The organism is Kolteria novifilia, from assembly GCA_007748055.1.
GTDB lineage: Bacteria > Planctomycetota > Planctomycetia > Kolteriales > Kolteriaceae > Kolteria > Kolteria novifilia.
In genome coordinates this window covers 4,578,165-4,604,307 of the sequence record CP036279.1, presented here as the reverse complement: position 1 = coordinate 4,604,307, position 26,143 = coordinate 4,578,165, and the positions used below count along the sequence as shown (strand labels likewise).

The 26,143-nt window shown below is 62.4% G+C and carries 18 protein-coding genes and 1 pseudogene; 8 read left to right on the top strand and 11 right to left on the bottom strand.

Translation table 11 applies throughout. The features are described 5' to 3' along the window. Window positions 1-108 precede the first annotated feature (108 nt). Window positions 109-1,374 carry a competence/damage-inducible protein A gene (locus tag Pan216_RS16885; protein ID WP_145259594.1) on the bottom strand — a complete coding sequence of 422 codons (1,266 nt, stop codon included), beginning with the start codon at window positions 1,372-1,374 and terminating at the stop codon, window positions 109-111. A 413-nt stretch (window positions 1,375-1,787) separates the two neighbouring features. Between Pan216_RS16885 and typA the strand changes: the two genes are divergently transcribed. Both typA and Pan216_RS16875 read left to right on the top strand, forming a co-directional pair. Beyond that, window positions 1,788-3,611 carry a translational GTPase TypA gene (gene typA / locus Pan216_RS16880; RefSeq protein ID WP_145259592.1) on the top strand — a complete coding sequence of 608 codons (1,824 nt, stop codon included), beginning with the start codon at window positions 1,788-1,790 and terminating at the stop codon, window positions 3,609-3,611. Between the two features lie 87 nt (window positions 3,612-3,698). Continuing rightward, window positions 3,699-3,941, top strand: a complete 243-nt coding sequence (locus Pan216_RS16875) for a hypothetical protein (protein WP_145259590.1) — start codon at window positions 3,699-3,701, stop codon at window positions 3,939-3,941. 6 nt (window positions 3,942-3,947) lie between these two features. Here Pan216_RS16875 and Pan216_RS16870 read toward each other — a convergent pair. Beyond that, window positions 3,948-4,535 (bottom strand): annotated as a pseudogene (locus Pan216_RS16870) (IS256 family transposase); the annotation flags it as partial. Between the two features lie 507 nt (window positions 4,536-5,042). Between Pan216_RS16870 and tnpA the strand changes: the two are divergent. From tnpA to Pan216_RS16840, 6 genes are all read left to right on the top strand, one after another. Continuing rightward, entirely contained in the window at window positions 5,043-5,396 is a 354-nt protein-coding gene (tnpA, locus tag Pan216_RS16865; RefSeq protein WP_145259588.1) for an IS66 family insertion sequence element accessory protein TnpA, read from the top strand. Window positions 5,397-5,398: 2 nt separating this feature from the next. After that, entirely contained in the window at window positions 5,399-5,791 is a 393-nt protein-coding gene (tnpB, locus tag Pan216_RS16860) for an IS66 family insertion sequence element accessory protein TnpB (protein WP_145259586.1), read from the top strand. 358 nt (window positions 5,792-6,149) lie between these two features. Next, on the top strand, window positions 6,150-6,656 hold the full coding sequence (locus Pan216_RS16855; RefSeq protein ID WP_145259584.1) for an IS66 family transposase: 507 nt from the start codon (window positions 6,150-6,152) through the stop codon (window positions 6,654-6,656). A 721-nt stretch (window positions 6,657-7,377) separates the two neighbouring features. Continuing rightward, a complete protein-coding gene (locus Pan216_RS16850) occupies window positions 7,378-7,980 on the top strand; it encodes a LemA family protein (protein ID WP_145259582.1) in 603 nt (200 codons plus the stop codon). A 217-nt stretch (window positions 7,981-8,197) separates the two neighbouring features. Beyond that, window positions 8,198-10,171 (top strand): M48 family metallopeptidase, encoded by a 1,974-nt coding sequence (locus tag Pan216_RS16845; protein ID WP_145259580.1) that lies wholly within the window; start codon window positions 8,198-8,200, stop codon window positions 10,169-10,171. Between the two features lie 173 nt (window positions 10,172-10,344). After that, window positions 10,345-11,991 carry a cation:proton antiporter gene (locus Pan216_RS16840; RefSeq protein WP_419192639.1) on the top strand — a complete coding sequence of 549 codons (1,647 nt, stop codon included), beginning with the start codon at window positions 10,345-10,347 and terminating at the stop codon, window positions 11,989-11,991. A 67-nt stretch (window positions 11,992-12,058) separates the two neighbouring features. Here Pan216_RS16840 and Pan216_RS16835 read toward each other — a convergent pair whose 3' ends face one another. The 9 genes from Pan216_RS16835 to Pan216_RS16800 form a co-directional block, all read right to left on the bottom strand. Next, window positions 12,059-15,409, bottom strand: coding sequence for a PVC-type heme-binding CxxCH protein (locus Pan216_RS16835; protein WP_145259576.1), 3,351 nt, complete (start codon window positions 15,407-15,409; stop codon window positions 12,059-12,061). Window positions 15,410-16,273: 864 nt separating this feature from the next. Next, window positions 16,274-16,648, bottom strand: coding sequence for a hypothetical protein (locus tag Pan216_RS16830; RefSeq protein WP_145259575.1), 375 nt, complete (start codon window positions 16,646-16,648; stop codon window positions 16,274-16,276). An 874-nt stretch (window positions 16,649-17,522) separates the two neighbouring features. Then, complete coding sequence (locus Pan216_RS16825; protein ID WP_145259573.1) at window positions 17,523-18,083, bottom strand: DUF309 domain-containing protein; 561 nt, start codon at window positions 18,081-18,083, stop codon at window positions 17,523-17,525. A 297-nt stretch (window positions 18,084-18,380) separates the two neighbouring features. Further along, complete coding sequence (locus tag Pan216_RS16820; protein WP_419192638.1) at window positions 18,381-18,965, bottom strand: phosphatase domain-containing protein; 585 nt, start codon at window positions 18,963-18,965, stop codon at window positions 18,381-18,383. A 77-nt stretch (window positions 18,966-19,042) separates the two neighbouring features. Next, entirely contained in the window at window positions 19,043-19,201 is a 159-nt protein-coding gene (locus tag Pan216_RS28430) for a hypothetical protein (protein WP_419192637.1), read from the bottom strand. A 44-nt stretch (window positions 19,202-19,245) separates the two neighbouring features. After that, a complete protein-coding gene (locus tag Pan216_RS16815; protein ID WP_419192636.1) occupies window positions 19,246-20,196 on the bottom strand; it encodes a DUF1573 domain-containing protein in 951 nt (316 codons plus the stop codon). A gap of 104 nt (window positions 20,197-20,300) precedes the next feature. Further along, window positions 20,301-23,504, bottom strand: coding sequence for a hypothetical protein (locus Pan216_RS16810; RefSeq protein WP_145259567.1), 3,204 nt, complete (start codon window positions 23,502-23,504; stop codon window positions 20,301-20,303). A gap of 615 nt (window positions 23,505-24,119) precedes the next feature. Next, the gene (locus Pan216_RS16805; protein WP_145259565.1) at window positions 24,120-24,686 is read right to left on the bottom strand and encodes a KdsC family phosphatase; all 567 of its coding nucleotides are present in this window, start codon (window positions 24,684-24,686) and stop codon (window positions 24,120-24,122) included. Between the two features lie 33 nt (window positions 24,687-24,719). Next, a complete protein-coding gene (locus Pan216_RS16800) occupies window positions 24,720-25,730 on the bottom strand; it encodes a KpsF/GutQ family sugar-phosphate isomerase (protein WP_145259563.1) in 1,011 nt (336 codons plus the stop codon). Window positions 25,731-26,143: the final 413 nt, after the last annotated feature.

Genomic DNA, 26,143 nt, shown 5'->3' with positions numbered 1-26,143 from the left:
CCCTTGTCACCAATCCGTGAACGGTTACCCCGGGTTGCTGCCTATTCGTCGTGTCGTGCATGCCATGGTCTTCGACCCCGAGGGTGCGCGAGCAGGCAATGGCCTGACCTACGGCTTCAGCAAACACAATCTCACGAGGTTCAGGGCGGTTTTGGCGCTGCGGAGCTTGACGGAGGAACGCTCGGCGGCCCAATTGTACTCGGCGATGTCGATGCCCCCTTCGTGAGCCAGACCGACATAGACGAGGCCGACCGGCTTGGTCTCGGTGCCGCCGCCGGGGCCGGCGATCCCCGTGATCCCGACCGACAAGTCGCTGCCGAACCGCGCGCGACAGCCGGTCGCCATCGCCTGAGCGACCTCGGGACTGACCGCCCCATGACGCTCGATCAGCTCCGCCGGCACGCCGAGAAGTTCGGTCTTCGCCGCGTTGGAGTAAGACACCACGCCCCCCAAGTAATGGGCACTGATCCCGGAAACCTCCGTCAGCAGGTGCCCGACCAGGCCGCCGGTGCAGGACTCAGCCGTCGCGAGGGTCTTATTGCGCTGCGAAAGAAGCCGCGCGACGGTTGTTTGCAGCTCATCCTCCTCCGCGCCGAAGACGATGTCGCCGAGCTGCTGATGAATGAAGTGAATGTCCTTGAGCGCGAGCGCGTCGGCTTCCTCCCGGCTACGCCCCTTCGCGGTCACCCGCAAGGAAATCGTCGCTTCCGAGGCGGTGATACCGACCTCCGGCGCGCGGCCCCGGCGAGTCAGGTCGCCGAGTTGCTCCTCGATCCTCGACTCCCCCGCGCCATAGCAGCGCAGTGTCTTATGGATGACATAGAGACCGGTGCCGAAGCGTTCGGCCAGCCGCGGGCGGATCGCCTCGTCGAAGAGGGGTTTCATCTCGCGCGGGACGCCGGGAAGAGCGATGTAGAGGGTCGCCCCTCGCTCCGGGCTCGCCGGTCGCTCGAGCCAGATGCCCGGGGCGGTGCCGTGCGGATTGGGGATCGGGCTCGAGCCTTGGGGGAAGAGGGCTTGGACGCGGTTGCGTTCGGGCATGGTGCGGCCGCGACGCTGGAACATTCCCTCGATGTGTGTCAATGAGCTGTCATCGACGACGAGTTCGACCCCGGCCATCGTCGCCATCGCCTCGCGGGTGAGGTCGTCGGCCGTCGGCCCGAGCCCCCCCGTGACGATCACCAAGTCGGCCCGTGTGGCGGCATGATCGAGGGCATCGACAATTCCCGGCAAGGTGTCGGCGACGGTCGTGTGGTAGGCGACCTCGATGCCCATCTCGGCGAGTCGCAAACTCAGCCAATGGGAGTTGGTGTCGAGGCTCATGCCCCAGGTCAGTTCGCTGCCGATGGCGATGATTTCGGCGGTCGCGGTCATGGTCGGTTTCCGAAGAGATCGTGATCGTGGGAGGTCGCCGGGCGGCTCCGAGGGCCCCGGATTCGAGCATAAAAGCCCTCAAGGAGCACCGATTTGGCCCCGTTTTCGACAAAAGTGGCCCGATTTTGAACTAATTTGATCCAAAACGGCGCCGTTTCGACTCCAATCGGACCCGTTCTATCGATTCGGGCGGAGGTCGAGCACCGGAGCTGGGAACCCCGCTTGCCCCAAGACGGACAAAACACTACTCTTCACGCATTGCCTGCCGTTCCTCGGCGCCGTGCCGACGAGGGGCCGTTCACGGTCGACGCCCCTGGCTAATCAACCCAATTGCGAGATGCCCAAACCGCTCAAGCGGCCCAAGTTCCGCCCGCGTGAGTCGACCAGATCGCTAGAACTTTCGAGCTAACACCATGATCCGCAATGACATACGCAACGTCGCCATCATCGCCCACGTCGACCACGGCAAGACCACCCTCGTCGACGCGATGTTACGACAATCGGGGCATTTTCGCGAGAGCCAGCTCCAGGGATCGTGCATCCTCGACTCGAATGACCTCGAACGCGAGCGAGGAATCACGATTCTCGCTAAAAACATCGCCATCGATTATCGCGAGGTGAAGATCAATCTCATCGACACGCCCGGCCACGCCGATTTTGGCGGTGAAGTCGAACGCACCATCAAGATGGCGAGCGGATGTCTTTTGCTGGTCGACGCTTACGACGGGCCGATGCCCCAGACCCGCTTCGTCCTGCGGAAAGCATTCGAGGCCGGCCTGCACCCGATCGTCGTCATCAATAAGGTCGACCGACCCGATGGCCGCCCCGCGAAAGTGCTTGAATTGGTGTACGACCTCTTCATCGACCTCGGAGCCGACGACGAGCAGATCGACTTCCCGGTCCTCTATGCCAGCGGCAAAGAGGGCTGGGCGAGCCACTCCCTCGAGGAGAAAGGCACTACGATCGAGCCGGTCTTCGAGATGATCGTCAATCGCATCCCCGGGCCCAACGTTCGGCCGGAAGATCCTCTCCAGATGCAAGTTACGTCGCTCGAATGGTCCGAATACATCGGCAAGATCGCCGTCGGTCGCTTGGAAGCCGGGTCGGTCAAGGTCGGGGAAAAAGTTACCGTCATCAAGGATGGCAAAAGCCTCAACAAGACCGTCGAGAAGATCTTCCTCTTCGACAAACTCGGCAAGGTGGAAGCCGAGTCGGCGTCCGCCGGCGACATCGCCGCCCTGACCGGCATCGCCGAAGCCGATATCGGCGATACCATCGCGTGTGCCGAAAAGCCGGAAGCCCTTGGCCGCATTCAGGTTGAGGAGCCGACGCTGACGATGCTCTTCACCATCAACCACTCCCCCCTCGCGGGTAAGGACGGCCAATTCGTCACCAGCCGCAACCTCCGCGAACGGCTCTACCGCGAGCTCGACTGCAACGTCGCCCTCCGCGTCGAGGAGGGAGCGAGCAAGGAAGAATTCCTCGTCTCCGGCCGCGGGCTGCTGCACTTGGGAATCCTCATCGAGAACATGCGCCGCGAGGGCTATGAACTCTCGGTCGGCAAACCGCACGTCATCGTCAAGGAGATTGACGGCAAAAAGTACGAGCCGATCGAGTCGCTCAATGTCGACGTCCCCTCCGACAAGGTCGGTCCAGTGATGGAACTCGTCGGCGGCCGTCGTGGCGAACTGGTCGAGATGGATACCGTCGGCGAGCGGACGCAGATCGACTTCACGATCCCCTCGCGGGGCCTGATCGGCCTACGGACACGCCTGCTCAATGCGACCGCCGGCGAAGCGATCGTCCATCACGTCGTGGCCGATTTCGAGCCGATGCGCGGCGAGGTCCCGCGTCGCCCCAACGGCGTCATGATCAGTAACATCAGCGGCCGGGCGGTCGCGTTCGCCCTCGATGGGTTGCAGGAGCGGGGCACGATGTTCGTCAAGCCCGGCGACGACGTCTACCCGGGGATGATCGTCGCGGAGAACTGCCGCGACAACGACCTGGTGGTCAATCCCTGCAAGGAAAAGAAGCTGACCAACATGCGGGCCGCCGGCTCCGACAAGAACATCCTCCTCGCCCCGCCGCGCGACATGCCGCTGGAGTTGGCCCTCGAGTACATCGAAGAGGACGAACTCGTCGAAGTGACGCCGAAGGTGATTCGTCTTCGCAAGAAGCTTCTCACCGAAGAAGACCGCCGCCGCGCCGGCCGGGCCTCCAAGCGCGAAGCGGGCTAAGAGAGAATTCTCTCCGCATCCATTTGCAGTACATGTAACTGTTAAGCCCGGGTTGGCGCGTTTTGGGAAACGTGGCAGCCTTTGGGCATGATGGACGACCGCGAGGAACTGCGCCGACGAATCGAAACGCTGGAAAAGCTCGTTGCCGAGTGGATGGCTCGCAACCGCGAGCTGACCGAGCGCAATCGGGAACTTGAGGCCGAGCTGGCGCGTCGGGGCAAGCGGTATCGTCCCAAAGCGAATACACCCAAACGACCCCAAAACAAGCCGGACCGGCGCCGCAAGGAGTTTCGGTTCAAATTCGAGCTACTGTCAACAGTTGTGTTCTGAGGAAGTTCAAGCGGCGTCCTGCAGGTCTCCGTCAACGAACGTCTTTCCTTCGAGCAGGGGGATGATCTTCTCGTAGCCGTTGAGTCGTCGCCACCCCTTCTGAGCGGCGTGTGCGAGCTTGAACATCATGGTCAAGCTTGCTCGTCTGCTGCCGCATCCCTTGGTCTTTCTCTGGCGAAGTCGAATCGTGGCGAAGGTCGATTCGATCGGGTTGGTGGTCCGCAAGTGCTTCCAATGCTCGGCGGGAAAGTCGTAGAAGGTCAACAGCACGTCGCGATCCTTTTCCAGACACTGCGAAGCTCCCGGATACTTCGCCCCGTACTTCTCCACGAAATGGTCGAACGCCTTGCGTGCCTCTTCCCGGGTGGCGGCCATCCAGATCTCGTGCAGATCGGCCTTGGCTTTTGGCTGGACGCTCTTGGGCATCTTGTTGAGGACGTTGGCGGTCTTGTGAAGCCAACAGCGTTGCTCGCGGGTCTCGCCGTAGACCTTGCGAAGCGCGGCCCAGAAGCCAAGGGCTCCGTCCCCGATGGCCGCCCGTAGCATCCGCTGGGCCCCCTCGCGGACGATCTGATCCAGCGGGCTCTTTGTCTCACCAGCAGCGGGAAGCGAAAGAGCTTCCGATTCCCGACTCTCCGCTGGATTCCCGAGTTCTTCGCACGTGCTCTTGCTCATGGCGTATCCTCCGTTGCCCTCGTCGGGCCGCTGATGAAATCTCAACTACTTCACCAGCAGGATACGCCGCTTTTTTCCTTCAACCACCACACAACATTCGGGTATATCTCGGAGGGGCACCCCCGGAGAATTAGAGAAGTAGATCGGCAATGCATCCGCTGCGGAGCAGCGCAGGTTAGTAGCCAGGGGTGACAACCCCTGGTGAACGAAGGATTTGGATCGAGCCCCGAAGGTGGCGACGGTAACCTTCGAACGACCTGCGCCCCTTCGGGGCTTCGTGGATCGACCTGCTTCCTTACCAGGGGTTGCCACCCCTGGCTACTGACCGCCGCCGCTTCGCGGCATAAGCGTGAGCGTTGCAACGGTGGCGTCTTTTGTTTGCGGTAGGCTTGGGTTGGTTGGCCCTGGTTTGTCGCGAGGCGGAAGATGCGAGTTCGTTGTGCGGAGAAGGAAGCGTATTGGCGGAAGGTCGTTCGTCGGCAAGAGGAGAGCGGGCGGGGCGTTCGGGTGTTCTGCCGGGAAGAAGGGATTTCGGAGGCGTCGTTCTACGGCTGGCGGCGTGAGCTACAGCGACGCGATCGAAAAGAGAAACGTTCGCCTGCGGTCGATGGCGGTGGGACGTGTCCGTCGCCGTTCGTGGCGTTGCGATTGGCCCCGACGTCAACGAGCGTGATCGAGATCGTTCATCCCCGAGGCTACATCGTGCGGGCGCCGGCCCAAGTCGACTGCGACGCCTTGCGTCAAGTGCTTGCCGCCCTCGAGAGCGTCGAGGAGGAGTGAGCATGTGGTCGGTCCCTCACCAGGTGCGGATCTTCCTGGCCCGGGAACCGGTCGATATGCGTAAGAGCTTTCACGGGCTCATCGCCTTGGCGGAGTCGGTGCTCGAGCAAGATCCTCTCTCGGGCCATTTGTTCGTCTTCATCAATCGCCGCCGGGATCGCCTCAAGGTGCTCTATTGGGGCGGCGTCGGCTATTGCATTTGGTATCAGCAGTTGGAGGAAGGGAGCTATCAGCTTCCCGACGCCCAGGCGGCCGACGATGAGGCCGGCCTCGAGATCACTGCCGGACAATTGTCACTCATTCTCGAGGGCATCGACCTCTCCTCGGTCCGGCATCGCAAGCGCTTTCAAGTCTCCGATCAGCACCGTGACGCGACGTCGTCCCGTCGTTCGTGACTTCCCCTCGCTCTTTCCCGAATGATGCGTGCCGCTCCGCGGAGCCAGGACGCGCCGCTGCTCCTTCGTGACGCCAGTTCCCCGTCGCGGCGGCGAGAGCCTGGAAGCCATGGGACGGCACGCGACCAAAACCGAGTTTTGTCTTCGGTTGTCCTCGGACCCAGGGTTCTTCGCTTGCCAATCTCGTTGGACGATCGACCCTGGCGTTCTCTTCGCGAGCGACAACGATGTCATGGTGATGGCAGCGACGAGGCGGACTCGCAGGTTTTCTCGTCATTCCGTCGAAATTGCTGAAACTGCTCTGGCGCCTCCGATGTCGACGTGCTAGGGTGTCCCCGCGACAACTGAGATCGGTTTGATGGACGCCTTCGACGTGAACCTCCCTCGCGATATCGACGCCTGCCACGAGTTGATCCTCGAACTCGATCGGGAGCGCCGACGGCAAGCCGCCGTCATCGCCCTCGGCTACTTCCAGCGGCTCTACGACATCGAAGATCGCGCCCGTGACAGTAGTGTGTCACAACGCGGCGCCCTGCGGCAACGCGGCGCCAAGCCGATCGTGACCGAGTTCCATCAGTGGCTGCTCGAGCAAAGCGAGCGGGAGCTTCCGAAATCGAAGCTGCGCGCTGCCATCGCTTACATGACCAACCGCCATCACGTCGATCCCTTCGCGTACCTCCGCGATGTCTACACCCGGCTGCCGACCACCCCGGCTTCGGATCTCCCTTCGTTGCTACCCGACCGTTGGATCGACGAGCACCCCCAGCATCGTCTCCAAGAGCGCGCCGACGAAGCCCGTCAACGAGCCGACCGCAAACGCGCCCGCCGAGCCCAACGCCGCGCCCCTGCCGCCACCCCCAGCTAATCGGTGACCCGCTCACCACCTCAACGGCTCCTGTGCTCCGACCGCACGCCACCGTTGCAACGCTCGCACCGGTGCGGCGAAGCCGCCGGTACTCGCGGTCCGAGGTTCGATCGCTGGTGAAACGGAGTTTATTGGCAACGATTGTCGTTCGTGGCGGTGATCGCTCGTTGACCGACGTTCCCACGAGACTTCTAGCCGACTGCGTCGGCCCCGGTAGCGAAGCAACCGGGGGTACCCAGGAAATCAGAAGCGGAGCAACCGGGGGTACCCAGGAAATCAGTAGCGGAGCAACCGGGGGTTCCCCTGCCTGATTGCTCCCCCTTGGGCAAGGGGGGACGGAAGAGAGTTTCCCTTGTTCAAGGGGGGAGGACGGAAGAGAGTTCTCCTCGTTCACAAAGGGGGGCGACTTGTGTTCAGATGGGACCATCGGCGATGGTGGTCGCCGGCGATCCAAGATCTCCGCTCGGGGAGCGAACGAGTTGGAGTGGAACTCGTGGGCTTGTTCGATTGCGTTGGCGCGAAAGCTTTCCTACAACGGGGACGGAGGGGGAACATCCCCTTGGAAGAGAAGGGTCGCCGTCGCAAGGGCAGGGAGCCAAAGGTTCCAAAGACCGTCTTCCCGGTCGTGGGCCGGACGAAACGTTGTCGGCCGTGAACCTCTCTTCGCGAGGAGACGCTGGCCGTTCCTGGACAAATCGCGATCGTCACAGGGGGATCTTGAATGAACGTCGCTCTTTGGGTGATTTTGGGCTTCTTTGCCCTCGTCGTAGTCGTTCTCCTCTACATCATGGGGATATACAACGGACTGGTTCAGCTCAAGAACCGCTTCCAGAACGCCTTTGCTCAAATCGACGTGCAGTTGAAGCGTCGCTACGACCTGATTCCGAATCTTGTCGAGACCGCCAAGGGCTACATCAAGCACGAACGCGAAACGCTCGAAGCGGTGACCCAGGCCCGTAACTTGGCGGCAAACGCCAGCGCGGCCGCGGCCGCCAATCCCGGCGATCCGCAAGCGATGCAAGGGTTGATGGGAGCGGAAGGGGCCCTCACCGGCGCGCTCGGCCGACTCTTCGCCGTTGCCGAGGCCTATCCCGACCTCAAGGCCAACCAGAACATGATGGCGCTCCAAGAGGAACTGACCTCGACGGAGAACAAGGTGGCGTTCGCCCGGCAGGCCTACAACGACGCGGTCATGAATTACAACACTCGCTGCCAAATGTTCCCGCACGTGATCGTCGCCTCGATCGCGAACTTCCAGAAGGCCGAACTCTTCGAGATCGAGCAGAAGGAACAGCGCGAGGCTCCCAAGGTCTCCTTTTCCTAACGACGATCATTTCCTCGAGGTGGGCTCCCGCGAGCCCCCTCGGGCCGACGCGTCGCTTTCCGTTCGTCGACTTCCCATGGGGAGTACTCCCTCCGCAACCGGGGCGGGTGGCGTCCCAAAACGCATCATGAGTCCGTGATCGAAAGGCCGACCGAGGTTGAGGCTGGAGTGCCGTCAGCCGGCGTTGGTCCCCAGAAGCCAAGGTGGATTCCCGACGATGGATTTCTTCGAGCATCAGGATGCCGCACGACGGAAGACAGGGTGGCTGGTCTTCTACTTCATTCTCGCGGTCATCGCGATTGTGGTGCTGGTCAACGTGATCTTCCTGGTGGGACTCGGTTTCGCGACCACGGGCGGGGAGCAACGGGGAGGAGCCTCGGGGCCGCCGAGCCCGATCGCGATTCTCGAGTTGTGTGCGGCCGTCTCCATCGGCACGATCCTGGTGATTTTCTTTGGCAGCCTCTACCAAACGATGCAGCTCTCCTCGGGAGGCTCGGCGGTGGCGACCATGCTTGGCGGAACGCCCATCTCCGCCGACACCCGCGACCCCGAAGAACGAAAGGTGCTCAACGTCGTCGAAGAGATGGCGATCGCCTCGGGACTCCCGGTGCCACCGGTCTACATTCTCGACAGCGAGGAAGGAATCAACGCCTTCGCGGCCGGTTTCACGCCGAGCGACGCGGTCATCGGTGTGACGCGTGGGTGCGTGCGCTTTCTTTCGCGTGATGAACTGCAAGGAGTGATGGCCCACGAATTCAGCCACATCCTCAACGGCGACATGCGGATCAACATTCGGCTGATCGGCATCCTTTTCGGCATCGTCATGATCAGCACCATTGGTTGGTGGTTGATGCGTGGCGGGGCGTACGCTTCGATCGGAAGTTCGCGACGCGACGACCGCAAGGACGGCGGCGCGGTGATCTTCATCGGGATCGGGCTGTTGATCGTCGGCTGGATCGGCGTCTTCTTCGGCAATCTCATCAAGGCGGCGGTCTCCCGGCAGCGAGAGTTCCTCGCCGATGCCTCCGCGGTGCAGTTCACGCGGAATCCAGATGGCATCGCCGGGGCGCTCAAGAAGATTGGCGGATTGTCGGCAGGTTCGAGCCTCGAGACCCCCAACGCCAATCAAGCGAGCCATCTCTTCTTTTCGAAGGGCCTGCCGTCGCTATCGGGGCTCTTCGCGACCCATCCGCCGTTGCCCGAACGCATCAAGCGGATCGACCCAAGTTGGGATGGAGAATTTCCGCGCCCCAGCATCGCTTCCTCCGACGACAGCGGGCAGTACCAACGGCCCCAGCGGCAACCTCGTCGTTCCGGGGCCGCGGCGGCCGCGGGGATGGTGTCCGGCCTCAACGATTTCGCGATCAGGTCCGACCACGCGGTCTCCCGCGTCGGCACCGTTTCCGAGGACCATCTCGATCACGCCTCGGGCGTTATTTCCGGGATGCCCGATGGGCTCTGGGAGATGGCTCACGAGACCTACGGCGCACGGGCGGTCGTCTATGCCCTCTTGCTCATGGATGGCGAGGAGTCGCAGAAGAAGCAGGTTGAGTATCTACGCCAGAACTCCGATCCCGCCGTCTTCGAAGAGATGAAGAAGGTCTGGCCGATGGTGAAAAAGGTGCCGGCCGACTCGCGGTTTCCCTTGATCGATCTGTGTCTTCCCGCGCTGCGGCAACTCTCGCAAAGCCAGTGGGCGACCTTCAAACGCAATGTTTACGAGATGGTCAACGCCGACGAGCAGATCAGTCTCTTCGAGTACACCCTGCATCGGGTGATCTCGCGTCATCTGGCTCCGCATTTCCAGGGGGCTCGCAAGCCGAAGGTCAAGTACACGCTGCCGAAGCAAGTGCTCCCCGAGTGCACCGTCCTATTGTCGACGCTCGCGTACTTCGGCAGTCCCGAGGACGATGGGGAAGCTCAGAAAGCATTCTCGGCGGGCGTGTCCAAACTTGGGACCGGTTCGCTGTCGATCCTACCTAAAGAGCAATGCCGCATTCGCGACGTCGACGCGTCGCTGGGTAAGCTCGAAGTCGCTTCGCCCGGGCTCAAGCGAAAGCTGCTCGCGGCGCTGACCGAGTGTGTCGGCAGCGATGGCCGTATCACGCTCGCCGAGGCCGAACTTCTCCGAGCGATCGCCGATGGGCTCGACTGCCCCATGCCGCCGCTTCACGTCAGTTCCGAGGCGTGACGCTCGTCATTCCTTCCCTTGCCACGCATGATACATTGAGTCCCGTGACCGAGACTCTCCATGGCCAACGGCCTCTCCCGCCCCACGAGAGGTACGCCCGTGGCTCGTTCGATGTTGGTTGAACAGTGATATCAACGTCGTGCCCGACGTTTCCTCCCTCACAGGACCTCACGTTGATCGCAACTTCGGTGGATTTCTCGTTCGAACTCGCGCTGCTGGTCATCTTGACCGGCGGGCTCGTCTCCGCGCTCGTCTCGAAACGTTTCGGAGCGTCGCTGCTTGTCGGCTATCTTCTGGCTGGCGTCGCGATTCGCCAGTTCGTCTTCCCGGAACTCGAGAAGAGGCCGCACGAGTTGCAACTCATCGCCGAGGGTGGCGTTTTACTGCTGCTCTTTTCGATCGGTCTGGAACTGTCGATCGTCGAACTCGCCCAGTTCGGCCGTCATCTCCTGATCGGTGGGAGCGTTCAGATGTCGCTGGTCGCGCTGCCGACCTTTTTGGTCCTCTACCTGCTCGTCGGCTGGAGTTGGCAGGCCTCGCTGATCGTCGGCCTGGCGGTGGCCCTCAGTTCCACGGTCATCGTCTTCAAGAGTCTCGCCGAGACGGGACACGGCGTCAGCGCCCAGGGGCGGCGGGCGATCAGCATCCTCCTCTTTCAGGATGTCGCGCTGGTGCCCTTGTTGCTGGTGGTTCCCTTGATCGCGGGGGGCAAGGGGCAAGAGAACCCGCTGCTGCGCGGGCTGGGCCTCATCCTGATGGCGGGACTTCTGGTCGGAGCGGTCTGGCTGCTGCGCTACATCTTGCGCCGCTGGGTCGCGGGTCGACTGGCGAACCTGCGCAGTCCCGAACTGGTGGTGCTCTTCGCGCTGGTCCTCTTCGGAAGCCTCACCATGGCGACCCACGCGGTAGGGCTATCGGTCGTGATGGGAGCGTTCGCCGCGGGGCTGGCCCTCAGTGACGGTCGCTTGACCAAACAGGTCGACGCGCTAATCTTGCCGTTTCGCGAGACCTTCTCCGCCGTCTTTTTCGTCAGTTTGGGGCTCTTGCTCGAACCGAAGCTAATCTGGGAGATGCCCCTCCTGGTCGTGGGGCTGCTCGCGGCGGTGATCGTCGGGAAGATGATCGCGGCGGGCCTGGCTCTTCGGCTCACCGGGCTCGGCTGGCGGATGGCGTTCGGAACCGGGCTCGGGCTCGCGCACTTGGGGGAGTTCTCCTTCGTTCTCGCGTCGACCGCCAACGAGGATGGGATCATCAGCGATTTCCAGTACGACCTCGTCCTGCTGATTGCGCTGCTGTCGCTTATCCTGACGCCGCAACTCTTGCGCTGGGGAATGCGCTGGGGAAAGGGGGCCGGCGAGGTCGAGGCGGTGACGGGCAAGCCGCTGATCACCTTCGAACAAGGCAGTCCCGAGGCGCTGGTGATCGGCATCGGGCCGGCGGGGCGTCAGGTTGTCTCTCGGCTCGAGATGGAGGGCTACGACGTGTGCGGGGTCGACATGAGTCCCGTCAACCTTCACGAGCTTTCGATGCAGGGGTTTCGCACGGTGGGCGGAGACGCGACCGACGAGGTGGTCCTTCGGGATGCCGGGGCGCAGAACGCGAAGATCGTCGTCGTGTGCGTCCCGGACGATCAAGTCGCGGTCCGGGTCGTTCGCTTGGTGCGACAGATGAATCGCAAGTGTCGCCTCTTGGTCCGCTGTCGCTACGTCACCAACACGTCGGTGCTTCGCTCGTCGGGGGCGAATGCCGTACTGAGCGAGGAGAGCGTCATCTCGCTCGCACTCCTCGATGCCCTCGCGCTGCTCAAGCCGGCGGAGTGATCGTCCGTCGACAGGCCTTGGAACAACACCGGACTCGAAGCGCTCCACTGCCCGCGAGCGATCCCGCTCACATGCCGTGACCCGAGGGGCCGACCGGCTTGGACTTCTGGCGGGCGAGGTACTCGACGAGGTCGCGAAGATCCGACTTCGAGAGCCGCTTGATGAGGTCGTCGGGCATCGCGGACTTCCCGGGGGCCCGTTCGTCGATGTCTTCCTTGCGGATCGTCTTGCGTTCGACCTTCGGCGTGACGATGGTCACTTGGTGGTCGTTCTCCTCCTTGAGCACGCCGGTGAGGATATCGCCGTCGACGGTGACGATGGTGATTCCCTCAAAGCCCTTGGCGACCTTCGCGTTGGGGGCGACGATCGACTCGAGGATGTGTTGGCGCTTCTCGCGTTTGCCGAGATCGGTCAATTCAGGGCCGACGTCGCTTCCGAACTTGCCGATGCGGTGGCAGCGTGCACACGCGGTCTCGGTGCGGCGAAAGACGTCCGCTCCCTTGGTGGCGTCGCCCCCGGCGAGGGCTTCGGCGAAGGGGGCGACGGGATCGCCGGGCGCGAGCGAAGCTTCGTAGCGCTCGAGCCGTTCCTTCAGGGCGGGGGACTTGCCCGAACGAGCCGCCTCGAGCAGTTCGAGGTGGATCTCCGGGGGCGCCTTGCCGGCGAGGAGCTGATCCATCGCGGTGGCGAGCGCCTCGGTCGCGCCCGGTTGTTCGAGCCCCGCCAGGAGCTGGGCGGCGTTTTGCTTCTCCGCCACCGTTCCCTCGGAAAGTGCCTTCTCCAGCGGCGGCACCGCTTGCTCTGGTTGATGTTCCGCCATCAGCTTCATGCCGACGATGCGAAGCTCGGGCACGTTGCTGGCGATGGTAACGTTGGCGGCTTGCTTGAGGCCATCCTCGTCGATGTTCGCCAACGCGTGGGTCGCCTCGGCCCGCAGCTTGCCGCTACGTTTCTCGTCTCCGGCGAGCTTGACGAGATGGGGTTTGGCGGCCTTGATACGATGCAATCCCGACTGTCGCGCCGTCTCGAGTTGAACCTGCTCGGGAGCCTCAATGAGTAGGGCCTCGATGTGCGTCGCCAGCGCGTCGTTGGCGGCGAGTTGCGAACGACTGCTCGCGTCGACGGGCCGGTAGAGCCCGACGATCGGATCGAGAGACGGTGGGTCCGACCACTTGTCCAACCACGTCACCACTTCGGCCCGTAGCGGCGTGGGCACATTGGGATTCGCGGCCAGTTTGGCCAACCGCGCGGCTTCTTCGGTGCCCCCGAGGCGGTAATTCGCGTTGGCGACCCGACGCAAAATGTGCGGCGGCGAGTCGGTCCGTGACGCCAACGCGGCAAGTGCCGGCAGCGCCTCCTTGATTGGAACGTCGTGGATCGCCAGCGCCGCCTCGTTGACGAGACTCGGATCGCTGTCTTGAAGGAAACGAGCGATCTCCGGATCCTTCATCCGGCGCAGGGCGAGCAAGACCCCGAGCCGAGCGGCGGGGGAGGAGTCGTGGGCCGCATCGAGGAGTCGTTCGCGGTCCCCGATTCCGAGCAGCGCCATCGCTCCCGCATGCCGCAAATAGAGATCCTTGTTGTCGTTCTCGCGAAGCATCGCCAATAGCGGCTCGATCGCTGCGGAGCGACCGAGCTTGCCCAGTCCCTTGGCGGCGAAGAACCGGACACGAGGGCTTGCGTCTTGGAGGGCCTTCACAAGGGCGTCGTAAGCCTCGGCATCGCGCAGATCGCCGAGCACGCGCGCCGCCTGGGCACGGACCTCGGCGTCGTCATCGGCGAGTAGGGCGATGATGGGCGCGGTGTCGGTTTGTTCCTGTCGAGCGACCTGCCCGAATCCCCAGAGGCCGTGCAAACGCCGTAACAGGGGTTGGCCCGCTTGGGTCGCTTTTAGGAGCGTGGGAATCGCCCTCTCGCGCCGTTTGGCGAGTTCGAATTGAGCACGCTGGCGAACGCGTTGGTCTTGGTGCCCGAGCAGTTCGAGGAGGCGTTCGCTCGAGGCGTCCTGGACTCCCTCGGCGAGGATCTTCTTGATCGCGGCGAGTTCCTCGCTTCCCTCTTGCTTCGGATCGACGACCTTGATGATGCGTCCCTTGCCGGTCATGCCCCAGCCGGTCACCCAGTCGCTGACATAGAGGCCGCCGTCATTGGCGAACTCGACGTCGGTGGCGAGGACCGACCAGAGCAGCTTGTCGTCGTTGGCGACTTTGTAGCCCGCGCCATCGGGGGCGACGCTAAAGGTCCGGATCCCGCTTCGCGTCGGTGTGCCGCGGAAGTCGGCGAGAAAGAAGGTGTCTTGATAGCGCTCGGGCAGCCCCGTGCCGGGGTAATACGCCAGTCCGGACGGACCATCGCTCAAGTTCATCAGCGGCGGAAGGAGGTAGGCCGGGTGGCTGTCGTTTCGCGGCTCCCAAAGCTTCTCGTCGCGCCACGGTCCGCGAAGCATCGGTTTCTGGAGGAACTGGTAGCCGATGCGCCAGCCGCTGTCACCGCCCTCGACAACGTAGACGACGCGAGCCTTGTCGCCGCCGTCGGAGTTGTTGTCGACGGTGAAGAGATTGCCGTACTGATCGAAGGCGAGTTCTTGAGGGTTGCGAAGGCCCTGGGCGAAGACTTCCAGGTCCGAGCCGTCGGGGTTGCAGCGAAGCACCGTTCCCATGTCGGGGTACTCGAGGTGAGCCTTGTCGGTTTTGACGTTGATGCCTCGATCACCGATGGAGAAGTAGATCTTGCCGTCGGGTCCGTAGGTGAGCCCGTGCAAGTCATGTCCGAGAAAGCCAGTGTGAACGCCGTAGCCGTGATGGAGCGACTTGCGCAGATCAGCCTTGCCGTCGCCGTTGGTGTCTCGCAGCAGCCAGAGGTCGGGGATGCACGTGAGCCAGACGTTGCCGTCGCGGGCGAGAACGCCGGCGGCGATCCCCGTGGCGGCGTCGTCGAAGCCCTCGGCGAAGACGGTCGCTTTGTCGGCCTTGCCGTCGCCGTCGGTGTCCTCGATGAGCCGGACGCGATCGGGGTGCTTTTCGTAGTCGGAAAACTTGTCGCCGAGGTACTTGCGATACTTGGCGACGCGGTCGGCGACAGTGCGGCAGGCGAGGTCGTCCTTGAGCCAATCCATGTGGCCGCGGATATCGGTCACGCCGGCGTGGAGCCGGAAGGTCTCCACGACATAGAGCCGTCCCTGGTCATCGGTCGCGAAAGCGACGATGTTCGCCACGTGGGGCTCGGCGGCGAAGAGTTCCAACTTCAGATCGTCGGGAACCTGAATCGACCGCAGGGAGAGTTCGGCCTCGTCGGAAGCCGGTTTGACGTCGGCTTGATAGCTTTCCTGCGCCTGACCGGTGGTCGGGAGCAGGGCGAACCAACAGAACAGAGCGGAAACGATTGAGCACATCGAAGAGCGGGGGCACAACAGCGACATCTGGAGATCCGGTCTACTTGTCTTTGGGTCGTTAAAACACGTGGAGGGTCAACTGCCCAATGATTGACTCGCTGCCGGCGACGATCAAGGGGCCGTCAGCTCATCCGGGCACGCTACGTCATCTCACGAAGTGGAGTCTCGTCCCGGTGAATCCTCGAGCCAAGCGTTCGCTCTCGCTCGCGACGTCGCGGTGACGCACCGACGTTCGTGAAGTGGTGTCGATCTTGGCATGCCCCAAGAGAAAAAGGAAGGCGATTTTGCCTCGCTCGGCCTTCCCGGGAAAGGAGAATACCGAGCGTTGCGGGTCGTTGGGATCAAGGACGCGATCGCCAACCTCCTGGAGCCCGCGGATGCCGGCTCGGATGGTGGACCGATGCTCTCGTGTCCTGATTGGTTAATTCATTGACTAAAAGACTCTTGGGTGCCATGCCCACGCTGGCCGTGGGCATGCGGAAAACGCCCATGATTGGGCAATCCTCCGCACGATCTCAGGGCCGAGATTTCATGAACGAATTTGCAAATCGGGACACTAGGCTCCGTCTCAAGAGTCGGCTTCGGCTGGCTAAGTTGCCGCGGGAGTTTGTCGGTCTGCATCGACGAATCCAACGGATTCGCCTGTTTCGACCTCCTCGTCCCCCACCAACTCGCTGTGCCTCGGGCCGACGATCAACTCTTGAGACGAAGCCTAGCAGTCCGTTGATCTAGCAGTCTGTTGATTTGAGCGGGCCAAGGCGAGAACGAACCATGTTGGCCGAGATCAAGGAGAAGAGTCCCGAGCGAATCTGTCGATTCGTCGCGTTTCTTGGACGCCGAGATTGGTCAAGAGGGCCGTTCGTAGCTGGCATCGAATAGATCAACGGGTTGTTAGATCAGCCGTGCGGAAGCGTGGCGACGGGCTTGCTTGAGATGGGTCGCGAGTCGGTCGTCCTTCAGCTCCAGAGCTTGGCTGATCAGGAGATCGAGTTGGGCCTCGATCTTGGCGTAGTCGCCACCACCGCTTGCCGCGGCCACCTTGCGTGGGAGACGCGCCGACGCCTTCTTGCCCTTGCGGCGACCGCGTCGACCGGAACTCAAGCCCATGCCCGACTTCACTTGGTAGAAGAGGGTCGCGTTGATAGTCCCGCGATGCTGCTTGGCCCAGTTCTGGCTAACATCCTTGGCGGATGCTTCAGGGTTTGCACCTAATTGCTCACGAATAAAGGCGCTCTTATTCGGTCCCGCGGCTTTCTTTCTCGCCATTCGTCGTGCAACCTCCGTACCAAGATGAACGTCGAGGGTGATGCGGCATCACCCGCTATTCTCTTGGTTGGTGTGTAACGTTCGTCCATGAGAACAAAGGGAATGATGATAAGCGCTACCCGGAAACGCCATCAGAACCCAAGAAGTCCAGCTGCCCGTTGATCGATTCGCTGTCGGCTCCGAACGGCCCTCTTGACCAATCTCGGCGTCGAAACCACTCGACGAATCGACAGATTCGCTCGGGTTTCTTCTCCTTGATCTCGGCCAACATTGCTCGTTCTCGCCTTAGCCCGCTTAAATCAATGGACTGTTAAACCAACGGTCTGCTTGGCTTGAGCGTTCCTTCTCCAGCAGACCGTTGAACGATGCGTCGACGGCTGCGAGGGCTGCCCATCCCGTTGTTCCACGCGATGCGTGCGACAGATGGAGAGAATCAACACTTCTTCTCTATCCGCGCATTGACCATCCGCTTAACTGTATGACTGCCGTCTTCAAGTTCCAGCAACGCGCAACTTTTGTAAGTGACCAAACGGTCAATGGTTCGGGGCCAAGGGAGGTTGGAGAAGTAGAGGTCGCTCGCTCGAGGGTAAGCCCTTCGATGTCCCGTCCGCGCATGTTCGGAGCCCATGGCTAGCGGCCGTTGACTTCTTAAATGCCAACTGGGAACGGTCTTCTCGCCTCATTCCCGCGCCTGACGAATCTCGACAAGTCCACGGATTCGCCTGCGTTTCTTCTCCTTGATCTTGGCCAACAAGGCTCGTCCTCGCCGTGGCCCGCTTGAATCAACGGACTGCTGGGGCACGGTGGGCGAGGAACGAACGCAAGGGCGCGTTTCACGACGGGGAGCATTGGTACAAGAGTGAGTCTCGGGACTTTACTGGTAGTCGTGAAGAACCAGCGGGGAGGGGAAGACGATCTCAACCGATTCTGATGGACGGGAACCACACTCGGGAGGACTCGAGGCGATGTGGGACGCGACGATCGCGAGGCCTTCCATGTTTAGGCCTAGATAGTACGCCGAATCACCCGGTAACATTTTGGACATCCGCTCAAAGAGTTCACGAGAGCGCCGGGCGTGGCGTCGAACTCCTTCAGGTCGGCCCTCGCGTACTTTGACGCCCGCGGCGCTTAGCTTGATCAGCCCTTTGAAGAATGTGTGGGCGGGTCGTTCGTTTGGCAACTGCCGCCAGATTCCCTCCCACTCTTCATGCGACTCCCAGTAGAAACCGTGGTTGAAGAGATCAATCCCATAGAGGTATTCGGCGGATGTTTGCCATCGCTCTTCGTCGAAGAGAACGGGCGACTCGGGCCGACCGAAGAGATGCCCACGCGGATCCCGAATCGGATGCGGCGTATAGCCGGAGACGTAGGTGTAGGGGGGCAGCTCTCTTTCCGGGAAGTAGCGAGGCGGGGGCGTCGTCGTATCTCTACTCATCACTGGTCTCGACGTCGTGCCGTTGTCTGGGTGACGCTCTTCGCGAATTCGTTCTTGGCTTTGTCTTAAAACGTCACGCCATCTTCAACCGCTTCCGTTGGCGGCCAGGACCACGCTCGTCGTGGGCCGGTGAAGAGGACCACGCTCGTCGTGGGCCGGTGAAGAGGGAACCACGCGGCTCGGTGTCAAGATGGCGGAACGGCTCGTTGTGATCGCCAAGTCGACATTCGGCAGGGAACGGAATGATGAGTCGCCAAACGCGACGACTGAATCCCTCGGAAGCCCACCTCTTCTCGATCAGCGAAGGTTGCCGTCGGGGAACGTGGCGACTTGGCGCTCGGCGAGATGGTCGCTGTAGACGGTGCGGATGTGGTTTTGCAGGTGTTGCTCGCAGCGTCCCTTGCGTTCGTAGGTACGCAGCTCGCTGATCGCTCTGTCGGCGGTCCAGCCATGGGCGACCATGCGGTAGAGCGCGATGCAGGCTCCCGTCCGGGCGACACCCGCGCGGCAATGAACCAGGACCGGGGCTTCCTCGGCCTCGGTGAGCAACTCGAGGACCGACACGAACGACGCCGGTTCCCCCACACCGTCCGAGGGCATCGGGAAGTAGTGGAACTCGATGCCGCGCTCCTGGCAGAGCTGACGTTCCTCTTCCGCGTGATCGGGATTCAAGCAGATCACCCGCTTGAGGTCGTATTTGTCGATCGCCCGGCGAAGCTTCCACTGCTCGAGTTGGCCGCTGCGATAGATCTTCCCGGGCATCACGACGTCGAAACGCTTCCAGCGATAGTGCTTGTAAAGGCGCTGGCCGACGAGTCCCGATCCCACGCTGAGCGCGACGACACTGACGGCGAGAAGGGCGTAGCGAACGGGACGTGACATGGACTTCCTTTTTCGTTCGAGAAGACGTGGTTGGTGGCCAGTGGTGTCGACTCCCGTCGTGCGGGAGCTTGCCGAGTCTAACGCATGCTCCCGCATGCCCAAGACGGCGTGAGTCGTTCCTGCATGCCCACGGCAAGCGTGAGTCGTTCCTGCATGCTCACGGCAAGCGTGAGTCGTTCCTGCATGCTCACGGCAAGCGTGAGTCGTTCCTGCATGCTCACGGCAAGCGTGAGCATGGCACCCAAGACTTCCCTTGTTGCCGAAGGAATCAATCGCGGCGCTAGCGAAAACCGACGGGAACCACGATCGTCGCTTCGATCGGCTCGGCGACGGTGATGCTTACCTGGGGTTCCGCATCGACGTTGATCATGTTCGGATCGAGGCCCACCATCACCGAGGGCAGGGGGGCCTTCTCCTTCGACCAGTCGAGTTGGGCTCCCGGGATGGAGCTCTCGACGTGGACGATGCGAACGGGCTCGCCCCGTTCATCACGCAAGAGCACCTGCCGCTTGGCATGGTCCTTCGAGTGGGCATAGAGCCAGATCTTGTCGGGAAAGGCCGAGACGCGCGGCATGCGGACGACGGTGACCGGGACGTCGATCAGCGGGTAGTCGGGATCGTCGGTTCGGATCTCGATGCGCTCTTCATGCCGGCCGATCGCGAACGCGGCGGCGTCGATCGTGACGTTGACCTGACGGACGTTGGTGCCGCTGGAGCCACGGTCCTTCTTCGTCGTGATTCGCGGCGAGCTCGAAACGACGTCGGTGACGCGGAGCACCTCGGGGCGGTGATCGCGAATACGGATCGCTTGCCGCAAGGGCTGCTTGCCCCTCAAGTAGATCAGGAGGTTCGACGGTTCGATGGTGATCTCGGAGAAGAGCTCGACGCTGACCGTCAGGACATGGGTTCGGGGAGCCGGATCGCGGACCGCGATGCCGAGCTTGTAGTCCTTGGGGCCCGACTTCTGACTCGTCGTGTGAATGCCGAACCGGATCTCGCCTGTCTCGCCCGGTTGGTAGGTCCGCCGTTCGAGCGTCGGGACGACGCAGCCGCAGCTTGGCACGAGATCGACGATTTGGACGGGCTGGTTGCCGGTGATACGGAACGCGAAGGTCTCCTCGATCGTTCCCGAGGCACGCCGTTTCCCCAGGTCGGACGCGGTTCGTTCAAAGACGATCCCCCCGGCATAGGCCAGGCTCGGGACCATCGCGATAAGCAAGCTCAGCGTCACGAGTCGCAGGGTGGGTCTTGACCCACCAAGTTCCCGGTCACTGGCTAACGAGCAGCCAGTGGCCCCCCCAAGTCGGAAACGGCAGGCTGTCACGAGTCGATGGATCATCGGGGGGCCTTCTCCCGGGCGCGTGCCTCGGTGCTATTGCGACCGCCGGTGCTGTTCGGTGAAATGTCGAACCCGTGGAATCCGTCGCTGCCGGTGGTGCTGATCTTGCCGCTGGTACGCCAGAACTTGATCTCGCGGGCGCGGAACTCGACCGGTTTCTCGCCGACGCGCATCTGGCGGTAGAACTGGGCCTTGTGCCGTTGAACGCTGGCGAAGACGAGTCGATCGAGCTGTTCGCTATAGCTGAGCCGATCGCACTGTCCCCAGTACTCGCCGCGGGCCTCGACGCGAACGTTGCCCTCGGCGCGGAAGTCGCGGAACTTCTTGCCGTCGTCATCCTCCCACTGTCCCATCTCGGCCGAGTCGGCAGCCTCGACCATCATGCTTCCCGGAGGAAGTTCATTCGGATTGATGCGCTCGTCGAGCTGGCCGATCGGCGCGTGGACGATGTGGATGTCGTCGAAGAACTTTGAGGTCTTGTTCTCGTTGTTGGCCCGCATTTCGCCGGTGAAGCTCACCCAGGTCATCAGGAAGGGCGACTGGGGCTTGCCCGCCTTGTCCCGCGGGGGACGGCGTTCGACGACTTGGACGTCGCCCGGTCCGGTGGCGATCGCTTGATGGAAGAGGTTGTCGTAGTGCAGCTCCCGCGAGCGAAGCGTCACGTAGCGGGTGACGAGGTTGCCCTGGCGTTGGCCGTCGTAGACGATCACGTCCTTGTCGCAATCGATCGTCTCGATGCGATACTTCGTCTTCTTGCGGTTCTTGTTCTCGCGCAGTGCCCGGAAGTTGAGCCGTTGGTCGAACGCGACGTCCATGATGGCACAGTGGATCTCGGCGGTGTCCTGATGAGCGACCACGCTTCCCTCGAAGGTGGCGAGCTTGCCGTCGAAGTCCATCGAGCGGTCCCAGTCGACGCGGACGACGCCGGGCCGATCGCGCTTCTTTCCGGTCAGGTCGTTGTCGTTGACGATCGTCAGGTAGCCTCGGCCGGTGACTTGCACGCGGTTTCTGGTCTCGTCGAGATTGATCTTCTGGTTGGCCGCGAGGGTCAGCTCGGTCGACTTGATGAACGCAAGTCGCTTGTTCGAACCGCCGACCTCGACGATGTCCCCCTCGGCCTTGCGCTCGAACTGGAGGACTTGGCCCCGGATCTCGAACGCGTCCTTGTCGGCGTCGGTGGGCGTTTGGGTGACGAGCACGTCCCCTTCGGCCCAGGCGCTGATCGGCGTGGTGCGATTGCCGGCCTGTTCGACGATCAGCACGACACGCTTGGCGCGAACGTCGAGCGGTTCTTGCTTGCGCTTGGGTTCCTCGCGAGGAATCGGCTTGGATTCCTCGTTCGCTTTCGGCTTCGAGGCCGGCCCGCGGGCGACCTTCTTCGCGGGAGCTTCGGTCGGCTCCTTGGGAGCCTGCGACTTCTTCTCAGTCCTTGCCGGGGCGCGGTGAACGATATCCATCCCGAGACTCTCGGTGAGCACCGTCATGTCGTCGGAGTGCGAAGAGACATTGCCGGTCGCTTCCAGCTTCACCGGTTGCAGCCGACGACGCGGTCGCTTCTTCTTCGGCTCCTCCCCCTGGGCGAGGAGCTTGCCGTCCGGCTTGGAGTCCTCCTCCTCGTCCTCATCGTGAACGGGGACCGGCACGAGCCAGATCTTCAGCTTGTCGGAGGTCAGCGCGTTGCGTTCATCCTCGAGTTCGACCGAGTCGGTGATCGTGACGAGCCGCCGTTCGGTCCCCGGCTTGGAGACGAGGTTGAGCCGTCCCTTCCAACGGACGCGCAGTTGCGACTTGCCGGCCTGGCGGTCCTTGGGGTCGGCGATCTCGAGCCAGCCGTTGGGACCGTCGGCGATCAGGTTGCGGATCCCCTTGGTCTCGCCCCCGGAGTCCTCGCCCTGTTCGATGATGAGCGAGCGAGCGTGAATCTCCGCGTTCTCGTGGATCGCGATCATCTCCTTGGCGCCGCGGAGGACCGCCTGCTTGCTCTCGGCGTCGTAGTAGAGATAGTTTCCGGTCGCTTGCAGATTCTGCGAGTCGGAGAGCAGGATGACGTGCTCGCCGGTGGCGACGGTCGTCTTCAACTCGAGCTGACGCTTGCCGCGATCCTTGTTGGCGACGTTCTCCTCCTCCACCTCGGGAGTCGGCTCCTCGTCGCCCTCGTTGACCTTCTTCTTGAACTGCAACGCTAGCTCATCGCATTCGAGCTGGTCGAAGTACTCGCCTTCGCGTCCCTCCTTCGCCGGGGAGCGCCGCAAGACTTGCACCGACTTCTGGAAGCGAGCGAGATTCGTTTCGAGATCGAACGTGAAGGGACCGCGGGCGGTGACGGTGACCGGTGTCGGCGGTTTCTCTTCCTTCTCCTCGCCGGGCTCGCTCTTCGCGACCGGCCCCGGAGCGAGGAAGCCCGAGTCCTGATCGACGAGCAAGTCGAAACGCACGTTGCGGAAGATGCTGATCTTCTTGGCTTCGGACTTGCGCTTGCCCTCTACCTCGGGGCCCTTCGGGTAGAGTTCGACCTCCATCCCGACGCCGGTGACGGTCGCTTCCTTGTCAATGAGGCGGATGGCATCGTCGGCCCAGATCTTGTTGCGTTCCTCGCTGTAGAGTAGCTTCTCGGTCAAGAGGATGATGTCGTCGCGCGGGTCCTTGGTGCGGCGGTTGGACTTGAGGTTGACCTTGCCGCGAACCCAGCCGGCGATCGGTTTGACGCCCGAGAGCTTGGTCATCTCGATCGGTCGATCGAACTCGAGGATCGCCTCCTCGCCACGAACGGTGCTGATCTCGTCGGTCTCTTGGGTCCCCTCGCCGGTGCGCGTGATATAGACCAAGCTGAAGGGGTGTAGGCGGATCCGTTTCGGCGTGCCGTCGACTTTGAGGATCTCGTAGTCGGTGGCGTAGACAAACAGGCCGACGCCCCGTCCTGGGACGACATCGGGGCCGGTCCGTTTGCGTGATTCGAGAATCAGCGGCGCCTTGAGTTCGTCACAGTTGGGGCCGAAACCGCGCAGCGCCGCGATCTCCGACTCGCGAACCACCGGCGAGACCGATTGAGTAAACTCCAGCGGGACTTGCTCGTCCGGTTCCAACTGAGGGAAGTCGGTCAATCCGCCAAAGGTGTGCGCATACAAACCGTATGCGAGCATCAGGACCATCATGGTCAGGAAGCCCGTAAAGGTCTGCTTGCTATTGAGCAGCCGCTCCATCCTTGGCGCTCCGCTCGGCTATTCCATGATCATCGCCGTGTGAAGACCGCTTCCGTACGGCTCCAGACGGCTAGTGCCGGTTCGACCTTCCGCCGATCCGGCCCATCCACCGGTGGGCCAAGGCCCACCCTAGGTCTCTTGTAGGTCAGGCCATTGCCTGACACGAACCCTCTTGTTCCCCTCTCCCCGTGGGAGAGTGAGCCTCTTGTTCCCCTCTCCCTGTGGGAGAGTGAGCCTCTTGTTCCCCTCTCCCTGTGGGAGAGTGAGCCTCTTGTTCCCCTCTCCCTGTGGGAGAGTGAGCCTCTTGTTCCCCTCTCCCTGTGGGAGAGTGAGCCTCTTGTTCCCCTCTCCCTGTGGGAGAGTGAGCCTCTTGTTCCCCTCTCCCTGTGGGAGAGTGAGCCTCTTGTTCCCCTCTCCCTGTGGGAGAGGGGTGGGGTGAGGGGGCTATTCTTCGACGATCCGCCTCTTCATTCAGGGCGTTTCGTCCCCTCACCCGTCTCGCTTCGCTCGCCGACCTCTCCCCGTGGGAGAGGTGAGGAGTGCCGACCAACCAGTAGGTCAGGCTATTGCCTGACACGAACGCCGGACGTTCGCGATGGTAGGTCAAGACCCACCCTACGGGACGGGGATCTCGCGACGGTAGTGCGCGATCACCTCTTCCCAATGTCCCTGGCATGCCAGGATCGCCTCAATGAGCTCGCGGACGGCTCCCTTGCCGCCGGGGCTCTCGAGGACCACGTCGGCATCCTCGCGGACGACCGGATGCCCGTCGGCGACTGTCGCGCCAATCCCGCACGCCCGAATCAACGGCAGATCGGGGAGATCGTCCCCGAGGTAGCAGACCGAGGCTGGCTCGAGTCCTTTTTCCGCGAGCAACTCCCGAAAGGCCGGAATCTTGTCCCGTGCCCCCTGGATGATCCGCTCCACGCCCAAATCGCGACAGCGGTGGGCGACCGCTTGGCAAACCCGACCGGTGATGATCGCCACGTCGCCGCCGGCGCGAAGCCAGCAGCGGATACCGAATCCGTCGCGAACCGAGAAGGTCTTCAGTTCCTTCCCATGATCATCAATGACAATACTTCCATCGGTCATCACCCCGTCGATATCGAGGATGAGTAGCTTGATGCCGTTGGCTCGGCTCCGGAATTCGTCGTCGCCGAGACTACTGGTCACCCTCGCCATCCTTTGACTTTCCTCGTGTTCTTCCCCCATCGCTCACGCCGCCATGGGCGTCGGCAACAGGTCCATCACGTCGGTGATGTCGATCATGCCGATGGGTCGACCCTCGTCGTCGACGACCGGAATCTCGCTGAAATGCCGGTCCTTGAGGATCGCGATCGCGTCGCGGACGCGTTGTTCGCGCCGCAGCATGGTCGGTTGCTTGGTCATGATCTCGCTGATGGGGCGATCGAGCGAGTTTCGTTGCTCGATCTGCCTGACCAAATCACTGTCGGTGCAGAGGCCGACGAGTTTGCCGCCGGGATCGGTGAGCATGACCGCGCCGGTGCGCCGTCCGGGTCGGCAGGTCTCGACGAAGACCTCGCGGATGGTCCGATCGGCGGGGGCGACGCGAAGTTGCTCGCCGTCGCGCATCATTTCTCCGACCGAGCGAAGTTGTCGTCCAAGGCTTCCGCCCGGATGAAACCGCCCAAAATCCTCGTCGCCGAAGGCTCGGTCGCTCATCAGCACGATCGAGAGCGCATCGCCGACCGCCATCATCACGGTGGAACTGGTCGTTGGAGCCAGGCCAAGAGAGCAAGCTTCGCTGACTGGGCCGTAGCAGAGCGTGATGTCCGACATCCGGGCGAGGGTCGAGCCGGAGCGCCCGGTGATACCGATGAGCACCGCTCCCGATTCGCGTAGGGGCGTGAGGATCTGTTTGACTTCATCGGTCTCTCCGCTGTCGGAGAGGGCCAGCACTGTGTCGTTTTGTGTGACTCGTCCCAAGTCGCCGTGAATGGCTTCGGCGGGGTGCAGGAAAAAGGCGACGGTTCCGGTGGAGCAGAGAGTGGCCGCGATCTTTTGGGCGACGTGGCCCGACTTTCCCATCCCGGTGACGATGACGTTTCCCGGACAGGCTAGGAGGGCGTCGGCCGCCTTGAGGAAGGACCCACCAATTTTCTCGGAGACGGCGAGCAGGGCTTTCGCCTCGGTGCGCAGCACTTGCCGCGCCCGCTCGAGCCGGAGTTGATCGTTGGAGAGTGTCGCCGCCGCGTCTATTTCCACTTAGTTTCCTCGTGTTCGATCCGCGACGGGCGTGAAGGTGACCTATCCCGACGCGGCGCGGCATTATGCGCGGTCGACGAGTCTTGTCAATCCGGGCGTTTTTCGGGTGGCGAGCTGGCCGGGCGTCGGGGTAACCTCTTGATTATTGGCGTGTTGCGTTCTGGCGACGCTCGGAAAGCCGTCGGGGAGCGATTCTTTTCGTACTGTTGTTGACGGATCGTTCACGATATTTTCGACGTGCCGGACAGGTCCGGTTTCTTCCTGTCTTGAAGTTACGTGTTACAATGGGAATGAGTGATAGGTTCGGAGATGCTCTCGGGGTTCCTTCTTGGGGGAGGAGCGCAAAGGGTTTCGGGAGCGGCGGATCGACCGTGCGAGGAGAGGAAACTAGTCCAATCCCATCCTCTTTCGCT